Annotated in this window: 21 protein-coding genes; 5 read left to right on the top strand and 16 right to left on the bottom strand. The window is 55.6% G+C overall.

The window, feature by feature from the left end; all coding sequences use genetic code 11:
* From PRIO_RS37350 to PRIO_RS24780, 8 genes are all read right to left on the bottom strand, one after another.
* Nucleotides 1-609, bottom strand: a complete 609-nt coding sequence (locus tag PRIO_RS37350; RefSeq protein ID WP_331709819.1) for a beta-xylosidase family glycoside hydrolase — start codon at nt 607-609, stop codon at nt 1-3.
* Between the two features lie 80 nt (nt 610-689).
* Nucleotides 690-1,583 carry a glycoside hydrolase 43 family protein gene (locus PRIO_RS37355; protein ID WP_331709820.1) on the bottom strand — a complete coding sequence of 298 codons (894 nt, stop codon included), beginning with the start codon at nt 1,581-1,583 and terminating at the stop codon, nt 690-692.
* A 107-nt stretch (nt 1,584-1,690) separates the two neighbouring features.
* Nucleotides 1,691-3,610 (bottom strand): carbohydrate-binding protein, encoded by a 1,920-nt coding sequence (locus PRIO_RS24755; protein WP_020427920.1) that lies wholly within the window; start codon nt 3,608-3,610, stop codon nt 1,691-1,693.
* 205 nt (nt 3,611-3,815) lie between these two features.
* Nucleotides 3,816-4,871, bottom strand: a complete 1,056-nt coding sequence (locus tag PRIO_RS24760) for an ABC transporter substrate-binding protein (protein WP_231869749.1) — start codon at nt 4,869-4,871, stop codon at nt 3,816-3,818.
* Between the two features lie 89 nt (nt 4,872-4,960).
* A complete protein-coding gene (gene yjfF, locus PRIO_RS24765) occupies nt 4,961-5,929 on the bottom strand; it encodes a galactofuranose ABC transporter, permease protein YjfF (protein WP_020427922.1) in 969 nt (322 codons plus the stop codon).
* Entirely contained in the window at nt 5,919-6,959 is a 1,041-nt protein-coding gene (locus tag PRIO_RS24770) for an ABC transporter permease (protein ID WP_231869750.1), read from the bottom strand. The genes yjfF and PRIO_RS24770 overlap by 11 nt, the downstream gene beginning before the upstream one ends.
* A 7-nt stretch (nt 6,960-6,966) precedes the next feature.
* Nucleotides 6,967-8,490, bottom strand: coding sequence for a sugar ABC transporter ATP-binding protein (locus tag PRIO_RS24775; protein ID WP_331709821.1), 1,524 nt, complete (start codon nt 8,488-8,490; stop codon nt 6,967-6,969).
* Between the two features lie 72 nt (nt 8,491-8,562).
* Complete coding sequence (locus PRIO_RS24780; RefSeq protein ID WP_020427925.1) at nt 8,563-9,603, bottom strand: ABC transporter substrate-binding protein; 1,041 nt, start codon at nt 9,601-9,603, stop codon at nt 8,563-8,565.
* Nucleotides 9,604-9,873: 270 nt separating this feature from the next.
* On the opposite strand from PRIO_RS24780, the gene PRIO_RS37005 reads away from it, so the two are divergent.
* Genes PRIO_RS37005 through PRIO_RS24795 form a run of 4 tightly spaced genes read left to right on the top strand, consistent with a single transcriptional unit; the run spans nt 9,874 to nt 14,237 of the window.
* A complete protein-coding gene (locus PRIO_RS37005) occupies nt 9,874-10,941 on the top strand; it encodes a cache domain-containing protein (protein WP_231869751.1) in 1,068 nt (355 codons plus the stop codon).
* A complete protein-coding gene (locus tag PRIO_RS37010; protein ID WP_231869973.1) occupies nt 10,883-11,677 on the top strand; it encodes a sensor histidine kinase in 795 nt (264 codons plus the stop codon). The genes PRIO_RS37005 and PRIO_RS37010 overlap by 59 nt, the downstream gene beginning before the upstream one ends.
* A gap of 2 nt (nt 11,678-11,679) precedes the next feature.
* Nucleotides 11,680-13,278, top strand: coding sequence for a response regulator transcription factor (locus PRIO_RS24790; RefSeq protein ID WP_020427929.1), 1,599 nt, complete (start codon nt 11,680-11,682; stop codon nt 13,276-13,278).
* Nucleotides 13,275-14,237 carry a sugar ABC transporter substrate-binding protein gene (locus tag PRIO_RS24795; RefSeq protein ID WP_063822381.1) on the top strand — a complete coding sequence of 321 codons (963 nt, stop codon included), beginning with the start codon at nt 13,275-13,277 and terminating at the stop codon, nt 14,235-14,237. The genes PRIO_RS24790 and PRIO_RS24795 overlap by 4 nt, the downstream gene beginning before the upstream one ends.
* 36 nt (nt 14,238-14,273) lie before the next feature.
* On the opposite strand, the gene PRIO_RS24800 is transcribed toward PRIO_RS24795, so the two are convergent.
* The 3 genes from PRIO_RS24800 to PRIO_RS24810 form a co-directional block, all read right to left on the bottom strand.
* Nucleotides 14,274-15,647 carry a hypothetical protein gene (locus tag PRIO_RS24800; protein WP_046505166.1) on the bottom strand — a complete coding sequence of 458 codons (1,374 nt, stop codon included), beginning with the start codon at nt 15,645-15,647 and terminating at the stop codon, nt 14,274-14,276.
* Nucleotides 15,648-15,690: 43 nt separating this feature from the next.
* On the bottom strand, nt 15,691-15,966 hold the full coding sequence (locus PRIO_RS36225; RefSeq protein WP_039787625.1) for a hypothetical protein: 276 nt from the start codon (nt 15,964-15,966) through the stop codon (nt 15,691-15,693).
* Nucleotides 15,967-16,489: 523 nt separating this feature from the next.
* Entirely contained in the window at nt 16,490-18,472 is a 1,983-nt protein-coding gene (locus tag PRIO_RS24810) for a glycoside hydrolase family 31 protein (protein ID WP_046505172.1), read from the bottom strand.
* Between the two features lie 125 nt (nt 18,473-18,597).
* Between PRIO_RS24810 and PRIO_RS24815 the strand changes: the two genes are divergently transcribed.
* Nucleotides 18,598-19,500, top strand: a complete 903-nt coding sequence (locus tag PRIO_RS24815; RefSeq protein WP_039786780.1) for an AraC family transcriptional regulator — start codon at nt 18,598-18,600, stop codon at nt 19,498-19,500.
* Here PRIO_RS24815 and PRIO_RS24820 read toward each other — a convergent pair.
* From PRIO_RS24820 to PRIO_RS24840, 5 genes are all read right to left on the bottom strand, one after another.
* A complete protein-coding gene (locus tag PRIO_RS24820; RefSeq protein WP_046505176.1) occupies nt 19,485-20,996 on the bottom strand; it encodes a glycoside hydrolase family 43 protein in 1,512 nt (503 codons plus the stop codon). The genes PRIO_RS24815 and PRIO_RS24820 overlap by 16 nt on opposite strands.
* Before the next feature lie 18 nt (nt 20,997-21,014).
* Nucleotides 21,015-22,448 carry a glycoside hydrolase family 43 protein gene (locus PRIO_RS24825; RefSeq protein WP_020427240.1) on the bottom strand — a complete coding sequence of 478 codons (1,434 nt, stop codon included), beginning with the start codon at nt 22,446-22,448 and terminating at the stop codon, nt 21,015-21,017.
* 43 nt (nt 22,449-22,491) lie between these two features.
* Complete coding sequence (locus PRIO_RS24830; protein ID WP_020427241.1) at nt 22,492-23,511, bottom strand: endo-1,4-beta-xylanase; 1,020 nt, start codon at nt 23,509-23,511, stop codon at nt 22,492-22,494.
* 126 nt (nt 23,512-23,637) lie between these two features.
* On the bottom strand, nt 23,638-25,152 hold the full coding sequence (locus PRIO_RS34085; RefSeq protein WP_052741518.1) for a response regulator: 1,515 nt from the start codon (nt 25,150-25,152) through the stop codon (nt 23,638-23,640).
* Nucleotides 25,145-26,953, bottom strand: coding sequence for a sensor histidine kinase (locus PRIO_RS24840; protein WP_046505180.1), 1,809 nt, complete (start codon nt 26,951-26,953; stop codon nt 25,145-25,147). The genes PRIO_RS34085 and PRIO_RS24840 overlap by 8 nt, the downstream gene beginning before the upstream one ends.
* Nucleotides 26,954-26,973: the final 20 nt, after the last annotated feature.

Consider the following 26,973-nt stretch of genomic DNA (forward strand, 5'->3'; position numbering starts at 1 on the left):
CTACTCCAGACGCAGATAATCAAAATCAGCATAGCCGCCCGCCGACTTCGTCGCATAATTGAACAGTGCAAACCGGTAGCCCATAAAGTGAGGCAGCGTATAGGACATCTGCAGCGTATTGCCCAATGATGTCCAGTTGTTGCCGTCCAGACTATAGGAGAAGTACGCCTTATCGGTCTGGTTGGTGAAGTCACAGACCACCTTCAGGTAGACTCTGTTCTGGCTGAGCAGCACATTGGCCACCTCGGTCGTGGACCCGGAGCTGGCATTGACCATCACAATGGACTTGGAATTGCCGGACATCTTCACGCCGACGAAGCCGTATTTAGCCTGAAAAGCAGCCAGTCCGGCAACATCCCCGTCCTTCATCCCGCCCGTCTCCAGGGCCGTCACGCCTGTGCTCTTAGGTCCGAACGTCCGCTGGGTCAGCGTGTTCCGGGCATCCAGCAGGCTTGTGCTTACCTTGCCGGTGGTCAGCCGCATGAAGCCTTGGCGCTGGGTCAGGGACCACTTCGAGTTATCGGGATTGTGGTTCCACTGCCAGACCTTGGCTAATCCGGTTCCACCCGAGGGCGCAGTGAATTCGTCAGACGCGTACACCTTCTTCACCGGATACCCTTCAACAGGCAGGTTCAGCGTCCGCGGCGCCTTGCCCCCGCTTCCGAAGACCGGCCAGTTGCCGGACCAGGTTACGGGACCAGATACGACATCCGTCCGACCGCCCCGCTATCCCTGAAGAGCATCGCATACCAGGAGCCCGATGGCGTGTCCACGATGCCGCCCTGGGCAATGCCCGAGTCGTTAAGCGACACCTGCCCCGAATAGCCTCCGGTTAAGCTGGTGGATCGGTAGGTCAATTGGGTGCGTCCGCTTCCCGAAGGCCAGCAGATCAGGAACACATAATAATAGCCGTTGATCTTCTGAATATGCGCGCCTTCGGCCTTCACGATGAAGCTCGAACCGGCAATATTGCTGGAATTCGGGATGATGACCTGGCTGATCCCGCCGGACTTGATGGCCTTGGCATCTGCCGTCAGCTCAATCAGGCTGATATTATCGGCCCCGTACACCAGGAAGACCCGGCCATTGTCGAACAGCAGCGACGCATCGTGATAGTAGCTGCCCAGGACCGATGAGGTCCAGGGGCCATTTTCAATATTCGTGGTCTGATAGATATAGGTCCGGCCGGTTGAATTGGACCCGAAGGACACATAGTAGATCCCGTTATGGTATCTGAGGCTGCTGGCCCAGGAGCCCCGGCCGTACTCGTTCTGCCCGTTATTCAGGTTCTGGGCATCCCCGTTCGCATAGGTATCGTAGACGTAGTTCACGATCTCCCAGTTCACCAGATCATAGGACTTCATGACGGGGACTCCGGGGGTCATATGCATGGTGGTGCTGGTCATGTAATACACATTGCCTACCCTGATGACGTCATTGTCCGGGGCATCGGCATAAATGAACGGATTGGTAAAGGTCGCCGCCGCAGCCGTAGAAGGATTGAACAGGATACCGAGCATGAGCGATATTGCCAGCAGGTACAGCCCTGTTTTTTTTAAAATATAAGAATTTATATGTTTCACACGATAACTAATCCTTCTATTTCTCGCTGAAACGGTACCGTCCTTTAAAAGGACGGCAAAGCCGTTTCCACTTGCCATCACGCTCCCCCTCCCGTCTGCTTGCCTCGTCACTGGCTCCATTCAATATAATCCACATAAGCATCCCAGCTTCCATTATCCGTGGTAACCACCAGCTTGACCTCCTGATTGCCGGTGGCATGCGCCACATTCGTCAACGTCTGAACAGAAGGGGTTGTGCCGCTGAAATAGAAGGAGCCAACGTTCACTCCGCCGATCAGCAGATCCACTCTGGCCGTCGCGGAATTGTTAGAAGCTCCCCGGACCGAGAAGTTATGCGTGCCGAAGGCATAATATTGATTGAACGCAGCAGCGTCATCATTCCCGTACAGCGCCACTCCGCTAAAAGGGGACGTGATCTTGCCCGCATAGGTCCCGCTGAGCGTCATGTCCTCCGCTTCCACCTTGCTCACCGGAGGAGGCGTCGTGCCGCCATCGCCGCCCGTAGAGAACTGCCAATAATCGAAGTTGAACAGATTGCCGGAGCCTGATCCGGTGAAGACCAGATAGAGTCTGTGCACCCCTGTCGCATTGCTGACCGTAGTCTGTACCTCCTGCCAGGACTGTGCTCCTCCTGTATTAGGAACATTCAGCGTGCCGACCAGCGGGCCGGTTGCGCTGTCGAGCCGGATTTCGATTTTACCGCCGCCTGTGGCTGAAGCCACATTCGCCTTAAAGCTGGAAGCGCCAGAGCCGAAATCGGCATTGCCCACGGCAACCCAGTCTCCATTGTTAATATTGGTCACATTCATATTGTTGACAGGACCGCCCGCAGCCTGCGTACGTTCCGTTGTAATGCCTGCATTCCAGCCGATCGTCTCGGCTTCCACCCGGGTGTACGGATTGAGATTGGCAATCTGGGCAATGCCCGCCATGTCTCCCTGAACCTCCTGGATGGTTCCGTTCGCATTATGGACCAGCTTGTTGATATGCGGAGAACGGTAGCCTTTGCCATCACCAAGAACAGCCTTCGCCACAGTCTGGGCGTGATAGACTACGTACCATTGGTTATTGAAGTTAAATACCGCATGGTGGTTGTTGCCGCCTACCCCGAAGAAGGTGTAAGGATTCTTCAGGAAATGTCCGGTGTACGTATATGGCCCCATCGGACTGTTGCTGACCATATACCCGATTTCACCTGCCGGATAGGCAGCCGGATGCGTGCCGGAGAAGTTGAAGCAATACGAGTAATAATATTTGCCGCCGTACTTGTGGATGCCCGAATCCTCAAACATATAGGGAGCATCAATAGTGGAGGCGCTCCCAACAATGCTGGTCATATCCGCACCGAGTCTCAGCACGCGGGCTGTCTTGGGACTCGCAATGGATGCCGGGTCCGAAGTGTTGGGGATGCCCCCGCCCGCATACAAGTAGCCGCTGCCGTCATCATCGACCAGCACCGCCGGGTCAAACAGCCAGGTCACCCCGGACATTCCCGGTGTACTGCCTGTCACCAGCGCTTTGCCCAGCGGATCGGACCACGGGCCAATCGGAGAGTTGGCTGTCAGTACACCGATGCCTGACGCCCCGTTGGCGAAGTACAGGAAGAATTTATCCTGGCCGTTGATTTTTTTGACGGCTGCTGAAGGCGCCCAGGAGAGCGAGGCCCATTTGGCAATGCCCGCAGAACCGTTGACATTATTGGCTCCGGCTACCGGGATGGCGCCATGGTCTGTCCAGTTCACCATATCTGCCGAAGAGATGACATTGATTTTGTTCAGTGCGCTGAAATCATTGTCCTTCACGGTTCCGTTACTGTTATAGACATAGGCATCACTCGACATATAGATATAGACTCTTCCGTTATACGTTAATGCGAAGGGATCGGCACCCAGCTTGTGGTCCATCAGCGGATTGGAATTTCCCGGCTGCTTGGCTGTGGCATTCCCTGCCGCCTGAGCAGACAGCATAGGCAGACAGCCCAGCAGCAGAACAAAGGTCATCGCAAGCACCGAGAGCTTTTTGAACATCGGCATTCTCCTCCATTACTAATTTTGTGTAAACCCTTTCAATCGGATGCGCTACTAATGCCGGAAGCTCACAATCCTCCCCTCCTATAGAATTACTTGAATGAATCTACTAATATTTGTTATTCGAGATCATCTTAATATACTTCTGCCTAATGAACAATGTAGATTTTTGTTTGAAAAGTTGAAATTTTTTGGTGTTTTTGTCTTAATATTTGCGGTTGTTGATCTCTATTGCAGCCAGCTCCCGGGTGTATATATCCTCCGGTGTCACCATCCGCTTCGGCAGGGTCCGGCCGGCCATAACCTCCTTAACGGCCTGCATCAGCAGCGGCCCGAGCAGCGGATTACATTCGACCACAGCGTTGATGCTTCCCGCCACCATCTGCTCGAACGCCCGCCGCGTCCCGTCCACTGACACAATAATAATATCCTCCCCCGGCACAAGCCCGGCTTCCTTGATAGCCTCCACCGCGCCAATTGCCATATCGTCATTATGGGAATAGAGCACCTGCGGCCACTGCTCCTTAGGCTGCTGCAGGAAGATCTTCATCACCTCATGACCGCCGCTGCGCGTGAAATCCGCCGTAGCACTTAGGGTAATCCGCAGGTTCGGCTGACCGGCAAGCATCTTGCGGAACCCGCGCCCGCGGTCGATGGACGGCGTTGAGCCAACGGTTCCCTGCAATTCTGCAATGCGGATCACTTCGCTGTGATGCCGCATCTTGTCCCTCACATACTTGGCCGCCTTCACCCCTTCTTCATAGAAGTCAGAGCCGATGAACGTGACATAGAGCGAGCTGTCCGGTACATTCACTGAACGGTCCAGGATAATCACCGGAATTCCGGCCTGCTTAATCTCCAGCAGAATCGGCTCCCAGCCGGTCTGTACCACAGGCGCAATAGCAATAACATCGACCCCGCTGCGGATAAAAGAACGGATCGCCTCGAACTGCTTCTGCTGATCCTGCTCGGCGTTCTTCAGCAGCAGCGTAATCCCCGCCTCCCCGGCGGCTTCGCGGATCGATGCGGTGTTCGCTTCCCGCCAGGTGCTCTCCGACCCGAGCTGGGAGAAGCCCAGCACGACCGGCTTGTCTGCGGCCATCTCTGCTGCGGAGGGCAGCAGTGTAAGCGCCGCAGGAGAAGGCTCGGGCATGGGCAGCGCCTGCGGCCCGCCGTTATTCCCGCCACCCGTGCAGCCTCCCAGCACCATCGGTGTTAGGACGAAGAACAGCAGCACCAGGCACCCTTTTACTGTTCGCAAGCAGATTCCCCCTTCCGTATGATAGCGATTACAATTATATAGCAAAAAAATGGAGAGACAAGTATAATTTGTCTCTCCATCCGCAGTGCTTATTCTTTTAAGGTCAGCCGCCTGGAGCTTAGCACCCGCTGCAGCAGGATGAAGATGAACAGCAGCAGGCCGATGACGATCTTGGTCCACCAGGAGCTGAGCGTGCCCTCGAAGCTGATAATCGTCTGAATCACACCCTGAATCAGTACACCGAAGAAGGTGCCCAGCACATATCCGACCCCTCCGGTCAGCAGCGTGCCGCCAATGACGACCGCCACGATGGTGTCCAGCTCGAAGCCGACGGCATGAAGCCCGTATCCCGACAGCATGTAAAAGGTGAACACCACGCCTGCCAGCGCCGAGCATAGCCCGCTAAGCGTATAGACCAGCACCTTGGTTCTCGCCACGGGCAACCCCATCAGCAGCGCCGATTGCTCACTGCCTCCAAGTGCGTACACATTGCGCCCGAACCGGGTATAGTGGGCTGTGAAGATAGCGGCTGTTACAGCAAGCAGTGCGATGACGGCACTGATAGAGAGGAAGCTGCCGCCCGGCAGCGGAATTCGCGTCTGGGCCATGGCGGTATAGAAGGTGTTGTCAATCGTTATGGTATCGATGCTGATGACATAGCACAAGCCCCGGGCCAGGAACATTCCAGCCAGTGTGACGATGAACGGCTGAATGGAGAAATAATGGATAATCGCCCCCATAACCGTACCAAATACAGCGCCCATCAGGAGTACAAGCGGGATGACCACGGCGGGCGGCCAGCCCTGCTGCTGTACCAGGCTCGCCGAGACCATTGTGGATAACGCAATCACCGAGCCGACCGAGAGATCGATGCCGCCTGACAGAATAACGAACGACATGCCCACAGCCGTGATTAGCAGAAAAGCATTGTCCACCAGCAGATTCATCAGCACCTGTAGGGAGAAGAAGCCCGTGTACCGGAAGGAACCGGCGGTGAACATGACGATGAACAGCAGTATGGTAACTATAATCGGAATATACTTGCGGTTAAGAGGCATGACGGCTCATCTCCTTCTCAGCGGGGTAATGCCGCGACTTCCAGCGGGTGGCAATCGCGGCGCGGAAGGTGTCCGACTGGATCAGGCAGACGGCCAGAACGACACAGGCCTTAACAACCAACGTTATCTCCGGCGGGACGCCGATCATATAGATGGTTGTGGTCAGCGTCTGGATGATCAGCGCTCCGATCACGGTGCCGGTAAGATAGAAGCGGCCGCCGTTCAGCGACGTCCCGCCGATGACCACGGCCAGAATAGCGTCCAGCTCATACCAGAGACCGGCATTGTTGCCGTCGGCGCTGGAGACATTCGAGCTGAGCAACAGGCCGGCGATGCCGGCGCATAGGCCGCAGAACACATAGACAGCCAGAATGACTAAGTGGGCACGGATGCCGGACATCTTGCTGGCGGCCGGATTGCAGCCCACCGATTCGATGAACAGGCCGAGAGCCGTCCCCCGGGTAAGCAGCAGGGCAATCACCAGAACCAGCGCTACGACAAAAATAGAGAAAGGCAGCGCAGCCAGTGAACCGGACCCGATGTACGCATACTTGGTGCTGGTTACCGTAATAATCTGTCCGCCGGTAATGAGCTGGGCGATGCCCCTACCCGCAACCATCAGAATCAGCGTGGCGATAATCGGCTGAATCCCGGCCCCGGAGACCAGCAGTCCGTTCCAGGCCCCCAGCAGCAGCGACAGGCCTGCCGCCAGCAGCACCGAGGTCAGGATCAGCCCCATACTGTTCTGATCCGCTCCTCTGCTGATGCTCAGGCAGGCAATAGCGCCCGAGATGGCTACTATGGAACCAACCGACAGGTCGATCCCTTTGGTAGCCACTACCAGCGTCATCCCGATAGCTACCAGAATCAGCGGGGCACCGAAGTTCAGAATGTCAATCAAGCTGCCGTATAGATGCCCGTCATGGACGGTGATGGAGAAGAAATCCGGCGAATAACACAGGTTGAACAGCAGCAGTGCAGCCAGAACGCACAGCGGCCAGAATAAATGATGCTTCATTATTGAGCTCATGATCGGTTCAGCCTCCCGCAATCGCCTGCATAATCTGCTGCTGGCTCATGTCCTTCTCTGAAATTTCCTTCACCTTGCGGCGGTCGCGCAGAATGGCGATCCGGTCGCTGACCCGCAGCACTTCCTCAAGCTCCGAGGAGATGAACAGGAACGACATCCCCTGCCGGGAGAGCGTCAGCACCAGCTTCTGAATCTCTGCTTTGGCCCCGATATCAATGCCTCTTGTCGGCTCATCGAGGATGAACAGCTCCGGCTCCGTCAGCAGCCAGCGGGCCAGCAGCACCTTCTGCTGATTGCCGCCGCTGAGGTTCTTGATTAGCTGGTCCGGGCTGGGCGGGTTGATATTCAGCATGCGGATATATTCTCCGGCCAGCTCCTCCTGCCGCTTGCGCGGGATCGTCCTGAACATCCCGTCCTTGGCCTGGAGCGCCAGAATAATGTTCTCTCTTACTGTCAGATCGCCGATGACCCCCTCGGTCTTGCGGTTCTCCGAGCAGAAGGCGATCCGCCGTCCTATAGCTTCCCGGGGAGAGTGAACCCCGCCGCCAGATGACGGCAGTGTCACTTGCCCGAAGTCCGGCTTGTCGGCACCGAACAACAGCCGGGCCGCCTCCGTCCTTCCTGAACCCAGCAGCCCGGCCAGTCCGACGACCTCTCCCTTGCGGATCGCCAGGTCGAACGGCTCGATCCCGCCCCGGCGGCCCAGCCCTTCAGCCCTCAGCAGTTCATCTCCCAGGCTGTTCTTGTCCTGTGCCGCAAGCTCAGGCAGCTCATCCAGCAGATGAAGCTCCTTGCCGATCATCTTGAGTACGAGATCCAGGCGGCTTAGCTCCTTCGCCATGTATTCACCGACCAGCTCACCGCCGCGCAGAATGGTAACCCGGTCGGAGATCTCATACATCTGGTCCAGAAAATGCGTAACAAACAGAATCGACAGCCCCTCCTGCTGGAGCTTCCTCATGATGCGGAACAGCTGATCCACTTCGTTCTGATCCAGGCTTGAGGTCGGCTCATCCAGAATCAGCACCTTCGCCGAGATATTCAGCGCTCTGGCAATGGCAACCAATTGCTGAACCGCTACAGAGTAGCTCTGCAGGGGAAGGGTGACGTCGATGTGCAGATTCATCCGTTCCGAGAGCAGCTCCGCCGCCCGCAGGTTCATCTGCTTCCACTGGATACAGCCGAACCGCCGCGGCTCCCGGCCGATGAAGATATTCTCGGCCACGGTCAGGTTGGGGCACAGATTCACCTCCTGATACACGGTGCTGATGCCCGCAGCCTGCGATTCTTGCGGGCTGCGCATGGAGATCGCTGTGCCCTCCATCTCCACAAGGCCTTCATCAATCGAATAAACGCCGGTCAGCACCTTGATCAAGGTGGACTTGCCGGCGCCATTCTCACCCATCAAGGCATGAACCTCGCCGGGGAACAGGCGCAGACTCACATCTGTCAGAGCTTTCACCCCAGGAAACCGTTTATGGATCCGGGTCATTTGCAGTATGGGCTGCTGTGTGCTCAAGGCTATATCCACTCCTTATTCTCCATAGACAACCACTCCGGCGGCTCAAGGACCGCCGGAGCAAGGTTTCTATTGGCTTGCTGATTAATACTGGCGGCTAGGCAAAGCTTCCTTGGCTTGCTCAGAAGTGAAGGTTGTCTCCTCGGTCACGATCCGGGCCTCTACCTGCTTGCCATCGACCACATCCTTAACGACCTGCATCAGCTGAGGTCCCAGCAGCGGATTGCATTCGACGATGAAGTTGATTTTGCCTTCACTGGCCGCCTGCATTCCGTCCTTCACGGCATCGACAGAGATAATCTTGATATCCTGGCCCGGCTTCAGCCCTGCCGCTTCAATCGCTTGAATAGCCCCCAGAGCCATATCGTCGTTATGGGCATACAGCACATCGATATCCTTATTAGCCTTCAGGAAGGCCTGCATGACTTCCTTGCCCTTGGCGCGGGTGAAGTCGCCGGTCTGTGAAGCAATGACCTTGAGGTGCGGATTGTCCTTGATGACCTCGGCGAAGCCTGCCATCCGGTCATTGGCCGGAGCAGAGCCTGTAGTTCCCTGCAGCTCCACAATGTTAACGTCTTCGGAAGCGTCCTTATACTGCTCGGTCAGCCACTTCCCTGCCTTGCGGCCTTCTTCCACGAAATCGGAGCCCAGGAAGGTAACATACAGCGAGGTATCCTTGGAGTCCACCGCACGGTCTGTCAGAACCACCGGGATGCCCGCCGCCTTCGCCTCCTTCAGCACAGTATCCCAGCCGGATTCGACCACCGGAGAGAAGGAGATGACATCCACCTTTTGCTGGATAAAAGAACGCAGTGCCTTGATCTGATTCTCCTGCTTCTGCTGGGCATCCGAGAATTTCAGCGTGTAGCCCGCTTCCTTGGCTGAATCCTGAATGGATTTCGTATTCGCGCTGCGCCAGCCGCTCTCCGCCCCGACCTGTGAGAAGCCGAGCGTGATGTCCTTGGCCTCTTTGGTGGCATTTGCCGCCGGTGCCTTCGTTGCTGCACTGTCTGTCTTACCTGCATTCGCCGCCGTATTCCCGCCGTTATTACTGCTGCAAGCCCCTAACAGGGTCATGGACAGGGTCAGGGCAAGCACAGCCCCTACTTTCCCAAGCTTCTTCATATCTCCTTATTCCTCCCCCTTGACGTTCACCTTGTTCCGGTGTTGTGCCCATTATAGAACGCTTACAGAAGGGTATTATATGGGCAGCCTTTGGCGTTTGCTTTCTAATTTTGGGTTTGTTCCCTCCAGTCGGGTGCTTTGGTGTACTTTTTTATTCAAAAGGTGGATATTTTGTTTGCGCTTTCTTTTTTTGTTTCGGTATTCCAGTATTTGTTATAAAATAGAGTTAGGAACGGCATATACTCTACTTGTGAAAGGGACTTCCCGATAATGCGGATCACACGCTGGATCTCCTCCAGTCTTAGAGCCAAACTGCTGGCTTTGTTCATAGTGCTGTCCACCATACCGCTGATTGCCGTCGGCCTCATTTCCTACCAGAAATCCTATCAATCCATCTCCAGTCACAGCAAGGCTTCAAGCATGCTTCAGGCCGATATGCTGGGAACGAATATGGACAACCTGTTCAAGGATACCGAGCGTCTGCTGGAGCTAAGCAATAATCCTCAGGTCATCCACTTTCTGTTCTCACAGTCGGAGACCTATCAGGAGGCCAAGGACATCCTGCAGACCTTCACCCTCTACCGGGACACCTATAAGTATGAGAATGTGCTCAACATCAGCCTCATTAACCTGTACGGCAAAGGCATCAGCGAGCGCCGGGGAATCTTTCAGTCCGCCAGCAACCCGCTGCGCAATCTGCATTTTCAGGCGTTATCCCAGAATCCCGAGCTTATCCTCCGGGTGCCCCCGCCGCTGATTACCGGCTACGACCGGGTAGACGGATTCACCTACGGGGATCAGGGGGTGATCTCGATTATGACGGCGGTCAAGCAGCGGATTACGCATGAGGTCATCGGCTATATCATTGTGGATCTGAGCGATTCCTTCATTAAAAGAGTTCTGCGACAAGGTGACGATCGGGACTACCGGATTCTTCTACCTGCTGGACGAACAGAACAACCCCCTCTATGTTCCTCCTGTGCAGGCGGGAGAGCTGGCTCTCGTTCAGGACAACCTGATCCCTGCAGGGGAAAAGGGCCGAAGCGGCAGCTTCGTGCTTCAGACGGGCGGCCCGCCCCGGTTCATCGTCCATACCTCCTCGCTGGCGACAGGCTGGACGATTATCGGCATAGCCCCGTTGCAGGAGATTGTGGCCGAGGCGAACCGGATCAGACAGCTGATTATTATCAGCGTGGGGCTGAGCATTATTTTTGCGATCACGCTCCATTATCTGCTGACCCGGCGGCTAACCCGGCCCATCCAGCTGCTCCAGCACAAGATGCGCCTGACCGCAAGTGGCTATCTGGAAGCCAAAGTCAAGCCGGACGGCACCGATGAGATTGCCGATCTCGGCCAGAGCTTCAACATCATGGTGGAGCAGATCAAAGAGCTGCTGGCCCAGAGCATCCGCAAGCAGCAGCAGCTGCAGAAGGCAGAGCTGCGGACGCTTCAGGCGCAGATTAACCCTCATTTTCTATACAATACCCTCGATTCAATTGTCTGGATGGCCGAAGCGGGGAATCACGATGGCGTAATCCGGCTGGTGAAGGCGTTATCCGCGTTCTTCCGGCTTAGCCTCAACAACGGGCGCGACTGGATACAGATCCGCTCCGAGCTTGCCCATGTGCAGAGCTATCTGATCATCCAGCAGATGCGCTACCATGACATCCTGGAGTTCAAGCTGGAGGTGGCGGAGGAGCTGCAGGAGTATCCGATTCTGAATATGACCCTGCAGCCGCTGGTCGAGAATGCCCTGTATCACGGAATTAAAAATAAGCGGGGCATGGGATTGATCCGCATTGGCGGCTACACCGACGGGGGCTCCATTATGCTTACAGTCTCGGACAATGGCATCGGCATTCCCGCCGGGCGGCTGGAGATTCTGCGGGAGTCGATTGAGCATCCCATCCAGTCGGAGGATACCGAGGACACCGGTCAGGGCGGCTTCGGCCTGCAGAATGTGCATCAGCGACTGCGGCTGTATTTTGGGCCCGAATATGGTATCCGTCTGGACAGCTCGGAAGGCTATGGCACACAAATTACAGTTCGCATACCCAAGAACAAGGGGGTCTAGTGATGAAGAAGATTATGCTGGTGGATGACGAAATCCTGATCCGTGAGAATATCCGGGAATGCATCGACTGGGAGAAGGAGGGCTTCCACTATTGCGGTGACGCTCCCGACGGTGAGCTGGCGCTCCCTATCATTGAAGCGCAGCTGCCCGACATTCTGATTACCGATATCAAAATGCCGTTCATGAACGGCCTGGAGCTTACCTCTGTCGTCCGCCAAAAATTCCCGCAGATCAAAATCATCATCCTCAGCGGCCATGATGACTTCCAGTACGCCCAGAAGGCGCTGCGCCTGGGGGTGGAGGACTACTGCCTGAAGCCGTTCAGCGCTGCCGATCTGCTGCAGCTTCTGCGCAGCGTCAGCGCCCGGATTGACGAGGAATTGCGGATCAGGCACAAATATGCCTATACCCCCGAGAATCTGTTCGCGGATCTGTGCGGAGGCCTGATCAGCACCGCTGCTGCCTACGAATCGGCGGCACAGCTTGAGCTGCAGTTAACAGCCCCTTATTACGCCGCCGCCATATTCACTCTGCATCCGCTTAATATAGAGGAGTCGCCGGAGCCTCCCTCCGCTTCACCGGATTCAGAAGAGCTGTTAGCGGGTCTGTTGAAGGAGGCCGCCGACAGCTTCATCTACAAACGCAGCCGCACAGAGACGGTCCTGATCTATAAAGGCACTGATCCGGTCCAGATGAACCAGGCCCTGGATGAGTTGTGCGCGGCGGCGAAGCAGCGGCTGAGGGAAGTCTGCGGGCTGGAGCTGTCCGTCAGCCGGGGCAAGGTCTGCGAACGCCTTCAGGGCATTCACCTCTCCTATCTGGAAGCCGAAAATGACCGGATGTTCAAGCAGATGTCCAGAATGCATTCCGCCGCCATGCTTGAGGTGTATTATGACCCTAGCGCCAATGGAGTTCTGCTCGACAGAAGCCGGCTCGTCCAGTTCCTGAAGTCGGGCGACCACAGGCAGATGTCCGACTTCCTGCTGGAGCTCTCCACGGAGCTTGAACGGATGAACTGGAATTCCGGGTACGCCTGTTACCTGATGAACGACATCACCCTGGAGCTGGTGCAGACGGCGAAGAACGGGTTCCGCGCAGCCGCGGGCCACGCCGGCATACTCCAAGAATTGCAGACACAGCTGAAGCAAATCTCCAGTAGCGATGACGGCCTTCAGTATCTCAAACGGTTATACGAACGGCTATGGGAATGGCGGTCCGAGGGAGCGGACAAGCACCGTGAGCTGATCGACCGGGTGAAGCAGTATATCCGTGAGCAATACGACAAGGAGCAGCTCTCCCTGAATGACATCTCCAAAGTGGTCAGGGTCAGTCCCAGCCATCTGAGCAAGACCTTCAGCCAGGCGACTGGGCAGACCATCACGGAATTCCTGACCGCCACACGAATGGACCGGGCCAAGGAGCTGCTGAAATCAACGGGACACAAAACCTTTGAAATCGCCTATCTGGTCGGCTACAACGATCAGCATTATTTCTCCAACCTGTTCAAAAAGGTAACGGGGATGACGCCCATGGAATTCCGCAAGCAGGGCCAGACGGAGGATCAGCTTCATACGATCCGCAGAGGGGCGGGAAATGAGTGAGTATATACAGGCTTCGGGGATGGTCCGTGGTTCTCCTGCTGCTGACGGCAGGCTTCCTGCTTGGCGGCTGCCTCCAGTCAGCCGGAGCAGCGGATACTCCTCAGAAGGGAGCGGGAGAATCCCCGTTACATGCGGACGAAGAACCTCCTCTGACCTTCGGCATTATCTACCCTATGGTAAATGCCACTTACGAGATGATCACCGGGAAGGCGGAGGCCGTAGCCCGGAAGCATAACGTGGAGCTGCTGGTGCAAGCTCCCGATGAGGCCAATCTGGAACAGCAGATCCGGATTATGGAGATGATGATTAAGCGGGGCGTAGACGGCATTGCGATTGCACCCGTGGATTCACAGGCGCTCACCGCCATGATTAACAAGGCGGCTGCCCAAGGGATTCCCGTGGTCTGCTTCGAATCGGATTCGCCTGCCAGCCGGAGAGCAGCCTATATCGGGGCGGATAACCGGGCAACCGGCGCAGTGATGGGACAGACGGTGGAACGTCTGCTAAGCGGCAAAGGTATGATTCTGGTCGAGTCTGGGATGTCCCGGATGCAGAGCACCCGGGAACGCCTGCTGGGACTTGAGGCTTACCTGACTCAGCATACGGACATTGATGTACTGGAGATCCGCCACAATGACGGCAGTGAGGAGCGGGCTGCCGGGCAGCTGGAGCAGATGATCTCGGACCACCCCCATTTCAGCGCGCTGGTCAATCTGGATTTTGTCTCCAGCACCAGCTCTGTTCTGGTCTGGAAGGCCAAGGGGCTGAAGCGTTATAATCTCGCCCTCGGTCTGACCCCTGCCTTGCAGCAAGCGGTGGAGAACGGCCAAATTACACGGGTGATCTCACAGAACGAGCAGAACTGGGGCGAGGATATCATCAACACGCTGCTCCTGCAGGCCAAAGGCTTAGATACAGCGCAATGGATCAACACGGATATTTCAATTATTGGCGAGTAGCTGCTCCCGGGAAGCAGAGCTTCCCGGGAGAATCCTTCAATAAGCCCCCGCACTCAGCTTCAGAATCGTACCGGTGGAAGCCGGAATGACATCCGCATAACTCCCCAGTCCAAAATAGAAATCGCCATTGTGTTCCTCGAAGGAACGGGCGAACGTATCCCCGCTGAAGCGGAAGACTTCACTCCAGCCATCTCCGCCGGCTGCGAAGCCGGCAGTGTTTTTGCGGCAGACAACATTCGTATATTGTCCTGAGGCTTCCTTTACGTAACCGAGCACATATACCGTCTCTCCGCGCTCCAGAATATCCATAGGCACTACAGCAGAGTCAGGCAACCGTTCCTTGCGCACATTCTGGAAGTCAGCCCCGGCCGAGAAGAGCCCCTGCGGGATCGATTGATGATCATTATAGATCACTCCGGCAATATAGAGCAGCCGGTCGTTGACCGGGGTCGTGCGCAGGAGCTTCAGCCAAGGCTGGCCGCTGACACCGGGAACATTCACTTCACCGGGTTTGGTAACGAAGCTGAGCCCCGGAAACAACTGGGTACTGGTAAAAGTCAGCTTTGACGTCTGAACCCCCCCGCTGCTGCTCTGCTTAATGGAGGTCATATACCCCTTCTCATTTGCAATCCCCTGGGTCTTCCCTGCCGTAGCGGAGGAAGCATACAGTGTGTCGCCCAGCTCGAACAGATTATACGCACGCATAATACCGTACTGGGAGACCGAGCCGAGGCGGGTCCAGGTCGCTCCCCTGTTCGAAGACACGTAAATCAAGGGCCCTTCGTTAGCGCCCAGTGCTGCGTACAGCTTGCCTTTGTAGTAGGCCATATCGTACACATGGATGCCTCCGGGAATGTTCATGTATTGGTCCCAGTGATCCCCGTTCAGCCGATAAAAATTCCCATAAGCCCACCCGGGTACTCTGGAGTCATGCCCGGGAATATACAGCTCCCCGTTCAGCACCTTGAAGGTATCGATCTGCTCATCCATGACATAGACATTGGTAGTCACCTTGCCTGTCGCCGGGTTGGTATATGTAACATCCTGGACAGAGAATTTATTCTGGGCAAGATCCCAGTAATAGATTGGAACCGGCCCCGCATTGGGCGAAGGCGCATTGTTGCTGCTGTTGCCGTGACCCAGATAGATTTTGCCGCCAAAAAGCTGCATGTCCCAGACATTACGCGCGTAAGGTGCTTTCTTAAACGGGCTGCCCAGCACTGTCATGGAAGAACTGACATCCGCAGCAGCCGCAGCCGGAGCCGCAGTCGGAGCCGCAGCCTCTGCCCCGATAACCTGCCCGCTCTGGACAGACGAAGCCAGTACCTGCCCCCCTCCCGTATAAGATACAGCACCCAGCAGCATAAGCCCTGCACACAACCGGCTTATATGATTTATTACCCCATGCATGATGAATCCTCCTAATCTTTGGAATGAAGCAATGATAAACTAATTATTTGTAAAAAAGAAGCCGTAAAGGAAATATTAGTACTTTCGGTATAACACAGGCCGACCACAGGATAAAATAGCGGGATTTCAGTACCTCCTTGATGATCTCCTTCTCATTGACCGTGCCGACAATCCGCCAGCCGGACAGATAGCTGGTACTGCCGTATTCCTTCTCGAAATCGATGATATGCTCCTGCTTCAGGGAGGCATACAGCTGCCGGTCCTTCCCTTGCCAGTCTATGGCCCGGTTATTCGGCCCACACACATTCGCGCCGTCCAATGTGTTTAGTTTTTCGCATACATTCGGCCCAAGTACACTCGCGCCGCCCAATGTATTCGGTTTTTCGCATACATCCGGCCCACACGCACTCGCGCCCGCCCAATGTGTTCGCTTTTTCGCATACATCCGGCCCACACGCACTCGCGCCCGCCCAATGTGTTCGCTTTTTCGCATACATTTGGCCCACACGCACTCGCGCCGTCCATTGTGTTCAGTTTTTCGCATACATTTGGCCCACACGCACTCGCGCCGTCCATTGTGTTCGCTTTTTCGCATACATTTGGCCCACACGCACTCGCGCCCGCCAATGTGTTCGGTTTTTCGCATACATTCGGCCACGCACACTCGCGCCCGCCCAATGTGTTCGGTTTTTCGCATACATTCGGCCCACACGCATTCACATCGCCCATTGTGTTCGCTTTTTCGCATACATCTCACCCAAATAACAGAGCAGCGACCCTCCATAAACTGGAGAACCGCTGCTCTGTTTAACTTATGCAGTTGTGAGCATGTGAGGAATTACTTACTCCTCAGCCCCGCCAAGAACCGGCAGCACGGCACCATCCCGCACAAACAGCGGAATCTGCGTGAGCGGCGCATCGATCCTAATAGCCTGTCCGCCGGCATAGGCTGTGCCGGTATAGACATGGGTCCACTCTGAGCCGGACGGCAGGTACACCTTGCGCGCACGTTCACCCTCACCCAGTACCGGGGCGACCAGCAGATCGGGACCGAACATATACTGGTCCTCGATATCCCAGGCCGCCGGGTCCTGAGGGAAATCATAGAACAATGGACGCATAGGCGGCGTGCCCTTCTCATGTGCAGCCTCCATCAGCCCGCGGATATACGGCTTCAGCCGCTCTCTCATCTGCATGAACTCCTTGAAGATGGCATACGCCTCTTCCCCGTAGCTCCACACCTCATTATCCGAGCCGCTTCCGCATACGCCTCCGCCGCGCGTTCCGGTTGGCGGAACAAAAGGCGAGCGGTCCCCGTGCAGCCTGAATACCGGAGAGAACGCGCCATACTGGAACCAGCGGACCATCAGCTCCCGGAATGAGGCATCTGCCGGATTGCCGCCGTGGAAGCCGCCGATGTCGGTGGTCCACCATGGAATCCCGGCCACCGCCATATTCAGTCCGGCCCGCACCTGAATGCCCAGCACCTTGAAGCTGGAATGAATATCGCCAGACCATACAAGCGCCCCGTAGCGCTGGCTGCCCGCCCAGGCGGTACGCACCAGATTGATAATATTCTCCTGGCCTTCAGCGACCATGCCGTCATAGAAGGTCTGGCTGTATTTCATCGGATAGATATTGCCGATCTGCTTACTGGAGCCGATATGATAACGGTAGATATCATGGTCATAGACCGTCAGCTCCGGCTCCGCCTCATCGAGCCAGAATACCTTGATCCCTTTGTCATAATAATTCTGCTTAATCAGTCCCCACAGGAACTTGCGGGCTTCCGGATTAGTCGCATCGAAGATCGCATTCTGTCCAAGGAACTGGAATTGCGTCCGCACCCCGCGGTCTGAGCGCAGCAGGTACCCTTTTTCCAGCATCTCCTTATAATTCTCACTCTCCGTCTGGACAGTCGGCCAGACCGAGACCATCAGCTCAATGCCCAGCTCCTGCAGCTCCTGCACCATTGCCTCAGGATCAGGCCAATATTCCGGGTCAAACCGCCAGTCCCCCTGATTCGTCCAGTGGAAGAAATCAATGACGATGACGTCAATCGGCAGACCCCGCCGTTTATGCTCCCTCGCCACCTCCAGCAATTCCTCCTGCGTACGGTAGCGGAGCTTGCACTGCCAGAACCCCATTCCATAATCCGGCATCATCGGCACGGTTCCCGTAGCCTTGGCATAAGCCTCCTCGATCTCGGCAGGCGAGTCACCGGCAGTAATCCAATAATCCAGCTGCTTGGAGGATGGGGCTGTCCATTCCGTCACATTCAGACTGAAATGCGCCTGTCCAATCGCCGGATTATGCCACAGGAACCCGTAACCGGCACTGGACAGCACGAACGGAATGCTGATCTGGCTGTTGCGGTGGGTCAGCTCCAGCGAACAGCCCTTCAGATTCAGAAAGGAGTGCTGATACTGCCCCATGCCGTACAGCTTCTCTAACGGGTCCGCTTCCAGCCGGAGCTTCACGGAGAAGTCGCTGCTGCCGGGAATGGCGCTAAGCTCTCTGCCCCCGTATTTTAACTGATAGGTATCCTCCGTCTCGTTAAGGAGCAGCTTGCCATGCTGGTTGTAGAAGAAGATCTGCCCCTTGTCCGTTATTTCCGCCCGGATATTCCCGTTCACAATCGTCGCGCGCTCTTTGGTAATCGATATATGACTCAGCGTCTGCACAGCAGGCAGAAGCGCCCACTGCTCATCGGTAATCTCCGCATACGAAGCCCGGATACGCAGCGAATGCTCTCCCCAAGGCTCTATCCAGACTCTCTCATGGTCATATTCTCTGATTAGTCTGCCATTCTCTTCACGAAACATAGCGCGATCCCTCCAACAGTTCTATAATAAGGTTGCAACCACATTATAAAGAGTGCAAAGCCGCTATACTATACATGAAAGTACGCATCTATCATACGATATTACGATTGTGTGGAGGGATTAAGATGAGTGGAACACTCGAGGACAAGCCCTATCCATGGAAAAAAGAGCACACGGAAATTCCCGAGGGCCTGTTTCCCATCAATGTATTTCATATCTGCTTTCCGGACCGCAGTATTATTCCGCCTCACTGGCATGATCATCTCGAATGGATTCTCATTACCAAGGGCAGCTTCCGCGTGCAGGTTGGCCCCCATTCCAGAGAGCTGATGCAGGGCGAGCTTGCCTTCGTCAGCCGTCCGCAGATTCATGCGGCTTACCCGACCGAGGATGGCAGTGAGCTGTATGCGGTTGTCTACAACGAAGCGCTGCTGAACGGCATGCGGGACCTGACCGAGCTTCAGCATATCCGGCCGCTGCTCTCCGGTGAAATCCGGCTGCCCGCCTTCTATGATACGGACCAGCCGGTCACCCGGCAGATCAGAGGATGTATTGAACAGATTATCTACAGTTACCAGAGCAAGAGCCCCGGGTACGAACTATGTATCAAAGGCGGCCTGTTCTCTTCCCTGGGTCTGGCTTATCCCCTGGCCGAGTTCACAGCACCGCCTTCAAAAAGAGACCGGCAGGAGACGGGCATCCAGCCCCTGCTGATTCATCTCAGCAACCATTTCCATGAACCGCTGACCGTAGAGGAGGCCGCACGGATCTGCTGTGTGACCCCCAACTATTTCTGTCATCTGTTCAAAAAGAACACCGGCAAGACCTTAATCGAATATGTGAACATGCTGCGTGTGCATGAGGCCAGCCGCCTGCTCCAGCTTCGCCGGTATTCGATTCAGGAGGTTGCCTTCAGGGTCGGGTTCACGGGCCTGACTTATTTCGGAAGGATATTCAAGCAGCATACGTCGATGACACCCAGCGAATATGCTTCCCATTTCCAGACCCGGACTTATTCTTCTCTGTGATAACGGAAATAATCGAAATCAGCATAGCCGCCGGGCTGGCGGGTCGCATAATTGAACAAGCCGATCCGGTAGCCCATGAAATGATCCAGTGTGTATTTCATATGCAGCGTCTGTCCGATGGGATGCCAGACCTCCCCGTCCCCTGAATAGAAGAACCGGGCCTCGTCCACGCCATCCTCGAAGTTGAAATCGATTCTGAGACCGATTCGCTCACCCGTGAACGGGACACTCTCTACCACCTCGGTGCCCTTGTCACCGTTGATACACATATTCACATCGAGCTGCCCCTGCTCTCCGGCGGCAACCTCAACCGTGCCGTACCCGTTCTGCAGGGCCACCATACCTGCCCTGTCCCCGGCGCTCAAGCCGGAGACATGCAGCATCGTCTCGGCGCTGCTGGCTGGACCCTCCGTCCGCTGGGTCAGCGTATTTCGGGCCAGCAGAACATCGTCAGCTATCCGGCCTGTGCGCAGCCGCAGATAACCCGGCCGCTCCGTGACCGACCACAGTCCGTTGTCGGGGTTGTGGTTCCACTGCCACTGGAGCGCCAGCCGGTTCTCCGTATACTCGAACTCATCGCTGATCACAAGCGGCTTCGGCTCCCCTGCAGGAAGCTTCGTCTCGAAGGACAGCGGAGCCTTGCCGCCATCCCCGATCACTGGCCAGTTGTTCTCCCAAGTCAGAGGGAACACGCAGGGAATGCGTCCGACAGCCCCGTGATCCTGGAACAGCACAGCATACCAGTATCCGTCCGGAGTATCCACAATCCCGCCTTGCGCCACGCCGTTATTGCGGTAGCCCAGATCATCATCCAGAACAACCCTGTGCTCATAAGGGCCCAGCAGCTCCCTGGACCGGTAGCACAGCTGGCGTCTGCGCTGATTCCCCGCTGACGGCCATTCAATGAAGAAGAGGAAGTAGTAGCCGTCCCGCTTATGGGCGTGACAGCCTTCTATCCTCAGCATGATGTCCTTCCGCTCGCCTTCCAGCAGCAGTTGATCCGTTCCGCCGGGCTTCACAGCCGTCAGATCCGCTGTCAGCTCCTGGACCCGGATATCCCCGTTCCCGTAGATCACGTAATTGCGTCCGTCATCATCAAGCAGCAGCGCCGGGTCATGGTACAGCCCCGGAATGACCGAACGCTCCCATGGTCCGTGCTCAATATCCCGGGTCTGGTAGATATAGAACTGATCCATGTCATTGGAGGAGAAGCATACATAGAAGGTCCCATTCTTGTGACGCAATGATGCGGCCCAGGAGCCGCTGCCATAGATGCCTTCGCCGTCCTCCAGCCGGTGGGCCTCATTCTCCTCGAAGGTGTCATAGACGTAACCCACTATCTCCCAATCCTTCAGATTCACCGATTTCATAATCGGGCAGCCCGGCATGGAGTGCATGCTGGTGCTGACCATATAGAACACAGGGCCGACCCGGATGACATCCACATCCGGGACATCTGCCCATATCACTGGATTGGTAATTTTGGCTGTATTCAATGTTCCGCCCCCCTGAAGTTAGTGCTCTTGCTCTGTGAATTGCCAAGCGGCCAGCTTGAACAGGCTCTTATCGCTCTCTCCTGTGAATACCAGATAGAGGTTGTGCACTCCCTCCGCTCCCTGGACCTCCGTCTTCAATTCTACCCATTCCTGCGTGCCGTCCGCCGCCGGAACAGCCAGTCTGCCGATGATTGGACCTGCCGGGTCATCCAGATGCAGCTCCAGCATGCCGCCCGCTTCCAGACTCAGGACCGAGGCCTGGAATGACTCCGCTCCGCTGCCGAAGTCTAACCCGGAGAGTCCGATCCAGCCGCCGCGCTCAATATCCGTAACCGCCTGCCCGCCTCCGGCAGTAAGGAATTCCGTCTTCACTCCCGCGCTCCAGCCCATCGTTGCCGCCGGGATACGTTCATACGGATTCAACGCGGCAAGCTGTTGCACACCTTCGTAATCCGCATGAATCTCCTGAATAGACCCATCCTCATTATGAGTCAGGCGGTTAAGATGTGTAGAGCGGTAACCGTTCGCAATCCCTTGGGCCTTGGACAAGGTCTGGGCGTGATAAGCAATATACCAGCTGTCATGGAACTGGAAGACCGCATGATGGTTGTTCCCGGATACGCCGAAGAAATGTCCCGGATTCTTCAGGATCGTGCGGTGATACGTCCAGGGACCCATCGGATGATCACTGGTCATATAGGCGATCTCTCCCGCAGGAGGGCTGCCTTCCGGCCGCTCTCCGTCATAGAAGTTCGAGCAGTAGGTATAATAGTAGACTCCGTTCCACTTATGGATTCCGGCATCCTCGAACATGAACGGGGCTGGAATCACTTTCGCTGTACCCACCACGCTGGTCATGTCCTCACCCAGCGGCATCACCCGTGCTGTGCCAGGCTCCGCAAACTGTCCTTCCGGGACGCCGCCTCCGAAGTAGATATACCCCTTGCCGTCGTCATCCACCAGCACCGCCGGGTCGAACAGCCAGGTAACATCCTCTACCCCAGGTGTGGAGCGCAGAATCAGCGCCTCCCCGATCGGGTCCACCCATGGTCCCACAGGACTATCACTCGACAGAACGCCGATGCCGCTGGCATTATTAGCGAAGTAGAGGAAGAACTTATCCTGGCCGTTAATCACGGTATGAACCGCTGCCGGTGCCCACGACTGGGTAGCCCACTTCGCTGCACCCTCCGGTCCGGCTACGGCTATCGGACCATGATCGGTCCAGTTCACCAGGTCAGCGGACGAGATTACAGTAATCGTATTAATGCTGCTGTAGGAGTTCTCCTTCACCACACCGTTCTCATCATACTCCAGTGCATCATTGGTCATGTACAGATAGACTCTGTCCCCGAATACCAGAGCATAAGGATCGGCTCCGTATCTGTGCGCCACCAGCGGATTGCCATTGGGCTGTACCTTGCCGGCAGCCTGCATCAGTTGAGTTGTCATTTGATTCCCTCCAGATATAATAAGGTGTCCAGCTTAAAATAAATTAGGATTGCGGTGCGGCCAGCTCGGCCAGCCGGGCGAATGAAGCCTTCGGCTGCTTCTGCTCATCGAAGAGGAACGGCCAGTTCTTGCGTCCCCGGACGGGGAAGCCGTCCAGCCAGGTATAATCATCGGCCACGCCCCAGAAGGTCACCGAATCAATGGAGTCTCTGAATTCCAGCAGGAGGGCAAAAATCTCCGCATAACGCTCCTCTTGGAGCTTCAGCATCTCATCTGTTGGCGCTTTCAAATCCGTACGTTTGTCGTCATGACGGAACACGGAGAGATCCAGCTCGGTAACGTGGATCTTGAGCCCCAGCGACGCATAGAGCTTAAGCGCATTGCGGATTTCCTCAATGGAAGGGCCGTAGATATTCCAATGTCCCTGCATTCCAATGCCGTGAATCGGCGTATTCTGGTCGAGCAGGCTGCGCACCAGCTTGTAGATTTTGCCGCTCTTGACAGGATCGGTCTCATTATAGTCGTTGTAGAACAGCAGAGCGTCAGGGTCAGCCTGGTGCGCCATTTCAAAGGCCTGGCGGAGATAATCCTCGCCGATGATCTCAAGCCACCGGGTATCCCGCAGGTACTGGTCTGTTTTATCCTCAATCGCTTCATTCACTACATCCCAGGCATACCCCCGTCCCCGGTAACGGCCCACTACCGTGTTGATATGGGTCTGCAGGCGGGCAAGCAATTGCTCTCTGCTGCAGGTTCCGCCTTCCGCTTCCCGGAACATCCAGTCTCCGGTCTGGTTATGCCACAGAAGCGTATGCCCCCGGACGCCGATCCCGTGCGACTCTGCGAATTCGAAGATACCGTCCGCAGCCTCGAAGGTGAATTCGCCTTCCTCCGGCTGAACCAGAGCCGGCTTCATCTCATTCTCGGCTGTGATGCTGTTGTAATGCCTCGCGATGAAAGGACCCTGGGCAGCTATAATGCCAGTACTGACGGCAGCCCCTATTTTAAAGGCCTCCCGGAACATTTCATGTAATGCAGGAATTTCGCTGTTGGCTTGCTTCATTTTTGCTAACCTCCTGTATTTGACAACATTTTTTGGGACAACTCTCTCTATCATAATGCATTTGTATGCGTTTACCATCACCAAAGTAAATAGATGGACCCCAAATAAATAATTGCACCCTATTTCTTATCTGCCCTGAGCCTGTGCCCGGAACTGAACAGGCTTCAGCGCCGTCCGTTTCTCGAACTCTCTTAAGAAATGATGATAGTGTACATAACCGACACTCTCCACAATGCTTCTGACTGTATCATGAGTGTCGATCAGCCGCTTCTTGGCTGCTTCGATCCGCAAATTATGAATGTACTCAAGAATGCTGATGCCGTGCTTTTTGATAAAGGCCTGGCCCAGATACACCGGATTGATATAGAAATGCTCCGCAATCTCTTTTACCGTCAGATGCTCTGAATAATGTTCTCTTAAGAAGCATTCAACGCGGATCAGCGGATGCTCGGAGTTACGCTCCTTGTGCTGCCGGATATAATTCATACTGGTTCCCAGCGCCGTCTCCAGAGTGATCTGCAGGTCTTCCAGGGATTTGGGCTCTGTTCTGAAAAAATCAAGCATGCCGATCCACTGATCGTCCGCACCTCCGAATTCCTTCAGCAGCTCCATGCTCCGTAGCATGATATCCATTCCCGTCATCTGGACGACTCCCGGATCGGTCCGGTTCTCCCTGAACACGCTGAACAACTCGCCCAGCTTCTCCGCGGCCTTCTGCTCATGCAGCCGCTCCACTGCGCTGATGATCTCTTCAATCAGCTCTGCGGATGGGAGCGTGTAGTTCACCTGGCCCTCGGCTTCACTGGCTGAATCGACCGGACCGCACCCGTCCGAATAGAAGTAATGGCGGGCCGCAGCGCCTGCCGCTTCGCGGTAGGAGACCGGCAGCTCGCGGAGGGACCGCACACTTGGCCCAATGCTGACCGAACCCTTTACTCCGCTGCGGGTCAGCCTGGCGTACAGCTCCTCCGCCAGCCCCGCCGCTGGTGACGAGCTCTCCACGACCAGCCCGGCCTGATCTCCGGGCAGATCAATGAACATGGCGCCTGCCGGTCCGGCCAGCTCCCGGCAGAGCTCCGTAATATTGCTGCTGTGGCCTTCCACATGCACATACGTCCAGCCAGCGGCCTCCTCATCCAGGCGGTCCATCTGCTCGGCAGTCTCTTCATCCGGCTCCGCCCAGTGCCCCTCAAGCATGCGCGCAATGGCGAGCGGCAGCAGCCGGCTGGCCAGCATACTCTGCTGCATGGTCTGCTTAAGGCGCAGCTCCAGTTCGTCCGTAATATCGGTAAGCACCTTATCCCATTCCGCATCGACGACCGGCTTCAGCAGATAATGTCTCACCCCGTAACGAATGGCTGTTCTGGCGTATTCAAATTCGCCGTAGCCGCTGAGCACGATGAAGATCGGCTGCTCCATGTCAAGGCTGCGTACGCGCCGGATCAGCTCAAGTCCGTCAATCTCGGGCATGCGGATATCCGTAATCACAAGATCGGGCGAGCTGCGGATAATGGCGGCCAGCGCCTCCTCCCCGTTCTCGCAGGCGCCGCATACCTCGAAGCCCAGCTCCTCCCAGTCGGTCAGCGTCCGCAGCCCCTCTAATGCAAAGGTCTCATCATCTGCGAGCACTACTTTATACATGAGATCCCTCCTCTACCGGAACCAGACTCAATTCCCCCGGAATCTGGATGGTAATGACCGTCCGTTCGTACTCGGTGCTCTCAATGCTGAATGTAGCTTTGCCGTTGTAATACAGCATCAGGCGTTTATACACATTGCGGAGCCCGACATTCTGACCCGTATCCTCCTCTGTTTCCAGATGGGACTTGATCCATTCCAGCTTCTCCTTCTCAATTCCTTTGCCATTGTCGGTCACCATAATCAGCAGCCCCGTCCCATTCCGCGAAGCGGACACGTGGACTTCCCTTGCCCATTTGACCGACTGCAGGCCATGCTTGCAGGAATTCTCCACCAGCGCCTGAATACTCATCTTGGGAATCCGGCAGTTCAGCACCTCAGGCTCGATATCCAGCACATAAGAGAACCGGTTCTGAAAGCGGAACTTCTCAATCTGCAGATACATCTCAATGAAGGATACTTCCTCCTCCAACGTAATCAGATCATCCTTCCAGCTCAGCAGCCTGCGCATTATCAGGGCCAGATTCCGGATGACATCGGTAACTTGTTCATATTTATACTTCTTACAGATGACCAGGATCGCATTCAGCGTATTGAACAGAAAATGAGGGTCCACCTGGCTCTCCAGATATTTCAGCTCCGCCCGCACCCGTTCCAGCTCCAGATCCTTCTTCTGGATCTCCAGCTTATAGACATCATTGATCAGATTGCGGATTTTGCCGGTCATCAGATTGAAGCTGCGGATCAGACCGCCGATCTCATCCTTCCCTTCATACATATCAATGCTCTCGAATTGTTCGTATTTGACAAGCTTCATATGCTTGTAGAGCAGCCTTACCCGCAGATTGTAGGAGCGAATAATAACAATCATAAGCAGGGTGGGAATGATGATCGTCAGCAGGACCAGAATCAGCGAGTTCCTGAGTGCGCGGTCCATCTCATGGTTGATCTTACGCCCTTCCGGAGTTCCGACCAGCCGCCAGCCCGTAGTGTAAGCTGCACTGCTGAGCGCCCGGACAATCTGCTTGGGCGGCTGGTCAAGGCTGGTGTCCACATTCAGCAAGGCACTCGCATCCAGCGAGGAGAAGGAACGGTCCGAGGCCAGCACGACCCGGTTCTTCTCATCCAGCAGCTTGAAATCCAGATAGTCACGCTCCTTCTGGAACACCTCCTGCATATTGTTCAGCCGCAGATCGATCCTCAGATATTTCGTGTAGGGCTGGCCTGTGAAGTTATCCAGTTTCCGGATCAGGCTGACCAGCACCTCCTGCTGCGGCGGATTCAGCGGGTTGGTTCCCTGATAAGAAGTCAACAGCACTTTGTCTGTGCTGCTTGAGATTTTGCGGTACCATTCACTTCTCTTATCCGCGTCCGACAGAATGAAGTAGCTGTTGCCGTTCTGGATCGTCGGATTAGAGGTGTATATGCCCATCCAGGAAATATAGGAGTGAAGATTGCTGTACTGCCGCAGCTTATCCTTCAGAGAATCATTATAGGCATCATAATAAGCCTCATTATCCGGGTAGGCGTAATCCATCATCTCCATATAGGGCCGGTCCGCAGCCACCGTGTTGCTGATCGCCACGCATTCGTTCACGATCTGCATCAGGTCATAGACCACCCGGTCTACCGATATCTCCAGATTCTCCCTCTCCCGTGCCTCCACATTGCGGCTGATCTGTACATAAAAGAGGGCATTGATGCTAAGTATGGGGACGAGCACACACAGTAAGTAGATAAACAAAAACTTGTATTTGAGCGGAATATCATTGATGAAGGCAGATGGCTTCCGGTTATCCTTCATGCAGGCCCCCTCCTCCCTGT

The organism is Paenibacillus riograndensis SBR5 (assembly GCF_000981585.1).
GTDB lineage: Bacteria > Bacillota > Bacilli > Paenibacillales > Paenibacillaceae > Paenibacillus_AQ > Paenibacillus_AQ riograndensis.

Coding starts and splice junctions, on each gene's coding strand:
- PRIO_RS24815 (WP_039786780.1), top strand. CDS start 18,598: ATGAGTGGAACACTCGAGGACAAGCCCTATCCATGGAAAAAAGAGCAC.
- PRIO_RS24810 (WP_046505172.1), bottom strand. CDS start 18,472: ATGTTTCGTGAAGAGAATGGCAGACTAATCAGAGAATATGACCATGAG.
- PRIO_RS34085 (WP_052741518.1), bottom strand. CDS start 25,152: ATGTATAAAGTAGTGCTCGCAGATGATGAGACCTTTGCATTAGAGGGG.
- PRIO_RS37010 (WP_231869973.1), top strand. CDS start 10,883: ATGCGCCTGACCGCAAGTGGCTATCTGGAAGCCAAAGTCAAGCCGGAC.
- PRIO_RS24830 (WP_020427241.1), bottom strand. CDS start 23,511: ATGAAGCAAGCCAACAGCGAAATTCCTGCATTACATGAAATGTTCCGG.
- PRIO_RS24780 (WP_020427925.1), bottom strand. CDS start 9,603: ATGAAGAAGCTTGGGAAAGTAGGGGCTGTGCTTGCCCTGACCCTGTCC.
- PRIO_RS24840 (WP_046505180.1), bottom strand. CDS start 26,953: ATGAAGGATAACCGGAAGCCATCTGCCTTCATCAATGATATTCCGCTC.
- PRIO_RS24755 (WP_020427920.1), bottom strand. CDS start 3,610: ATGTTCAAAAAGCTCTCGGTGCTTGCGATGACCTTTGTTCTGCTGCTG.
- yjfF (WP_020427922.1), bottom strand. CDS start 5,929: ATGCCTCTTAACCGCAAGTATATTCCGATTATAGTTACCATACTGCTG.
- PRIO_RS24800 (WP_046505166.1), bottom strand. CDS start 15,647: ATGCATGGGGTAATAAATCATATAAGCCGGTTGTGTGCAGGGCTTATG.
- PRIO_RS24770 (WP_231869750.1), bottom strand. CDS start 6,959: ATGAGCTCAATAATGAAGCATCATTTATTCTGGCCGCTGTGCGTTCTG.
- PRIO_RS37005 (WP_231869751.1), top strand. CDS start 9,874: ATGCGGATCACACGCTGGATCTCCTCCAGTCTTAGAGCCAAACTGCTG.
- PRIO_RS24790 (WP_020427929.1), top strand. CDS start 11,680: ATGAAGAAGATTATGCTGGTGGATGACGAAATCCTGATCCGTGAGAAT.
- PRIO_RS24825 (WP_020427240.1), bottom strand. CDS start 22,448: ATGACAACTCAACTGATGCAGGCTGCCGGCAAGGTACAGCCCAATGGC.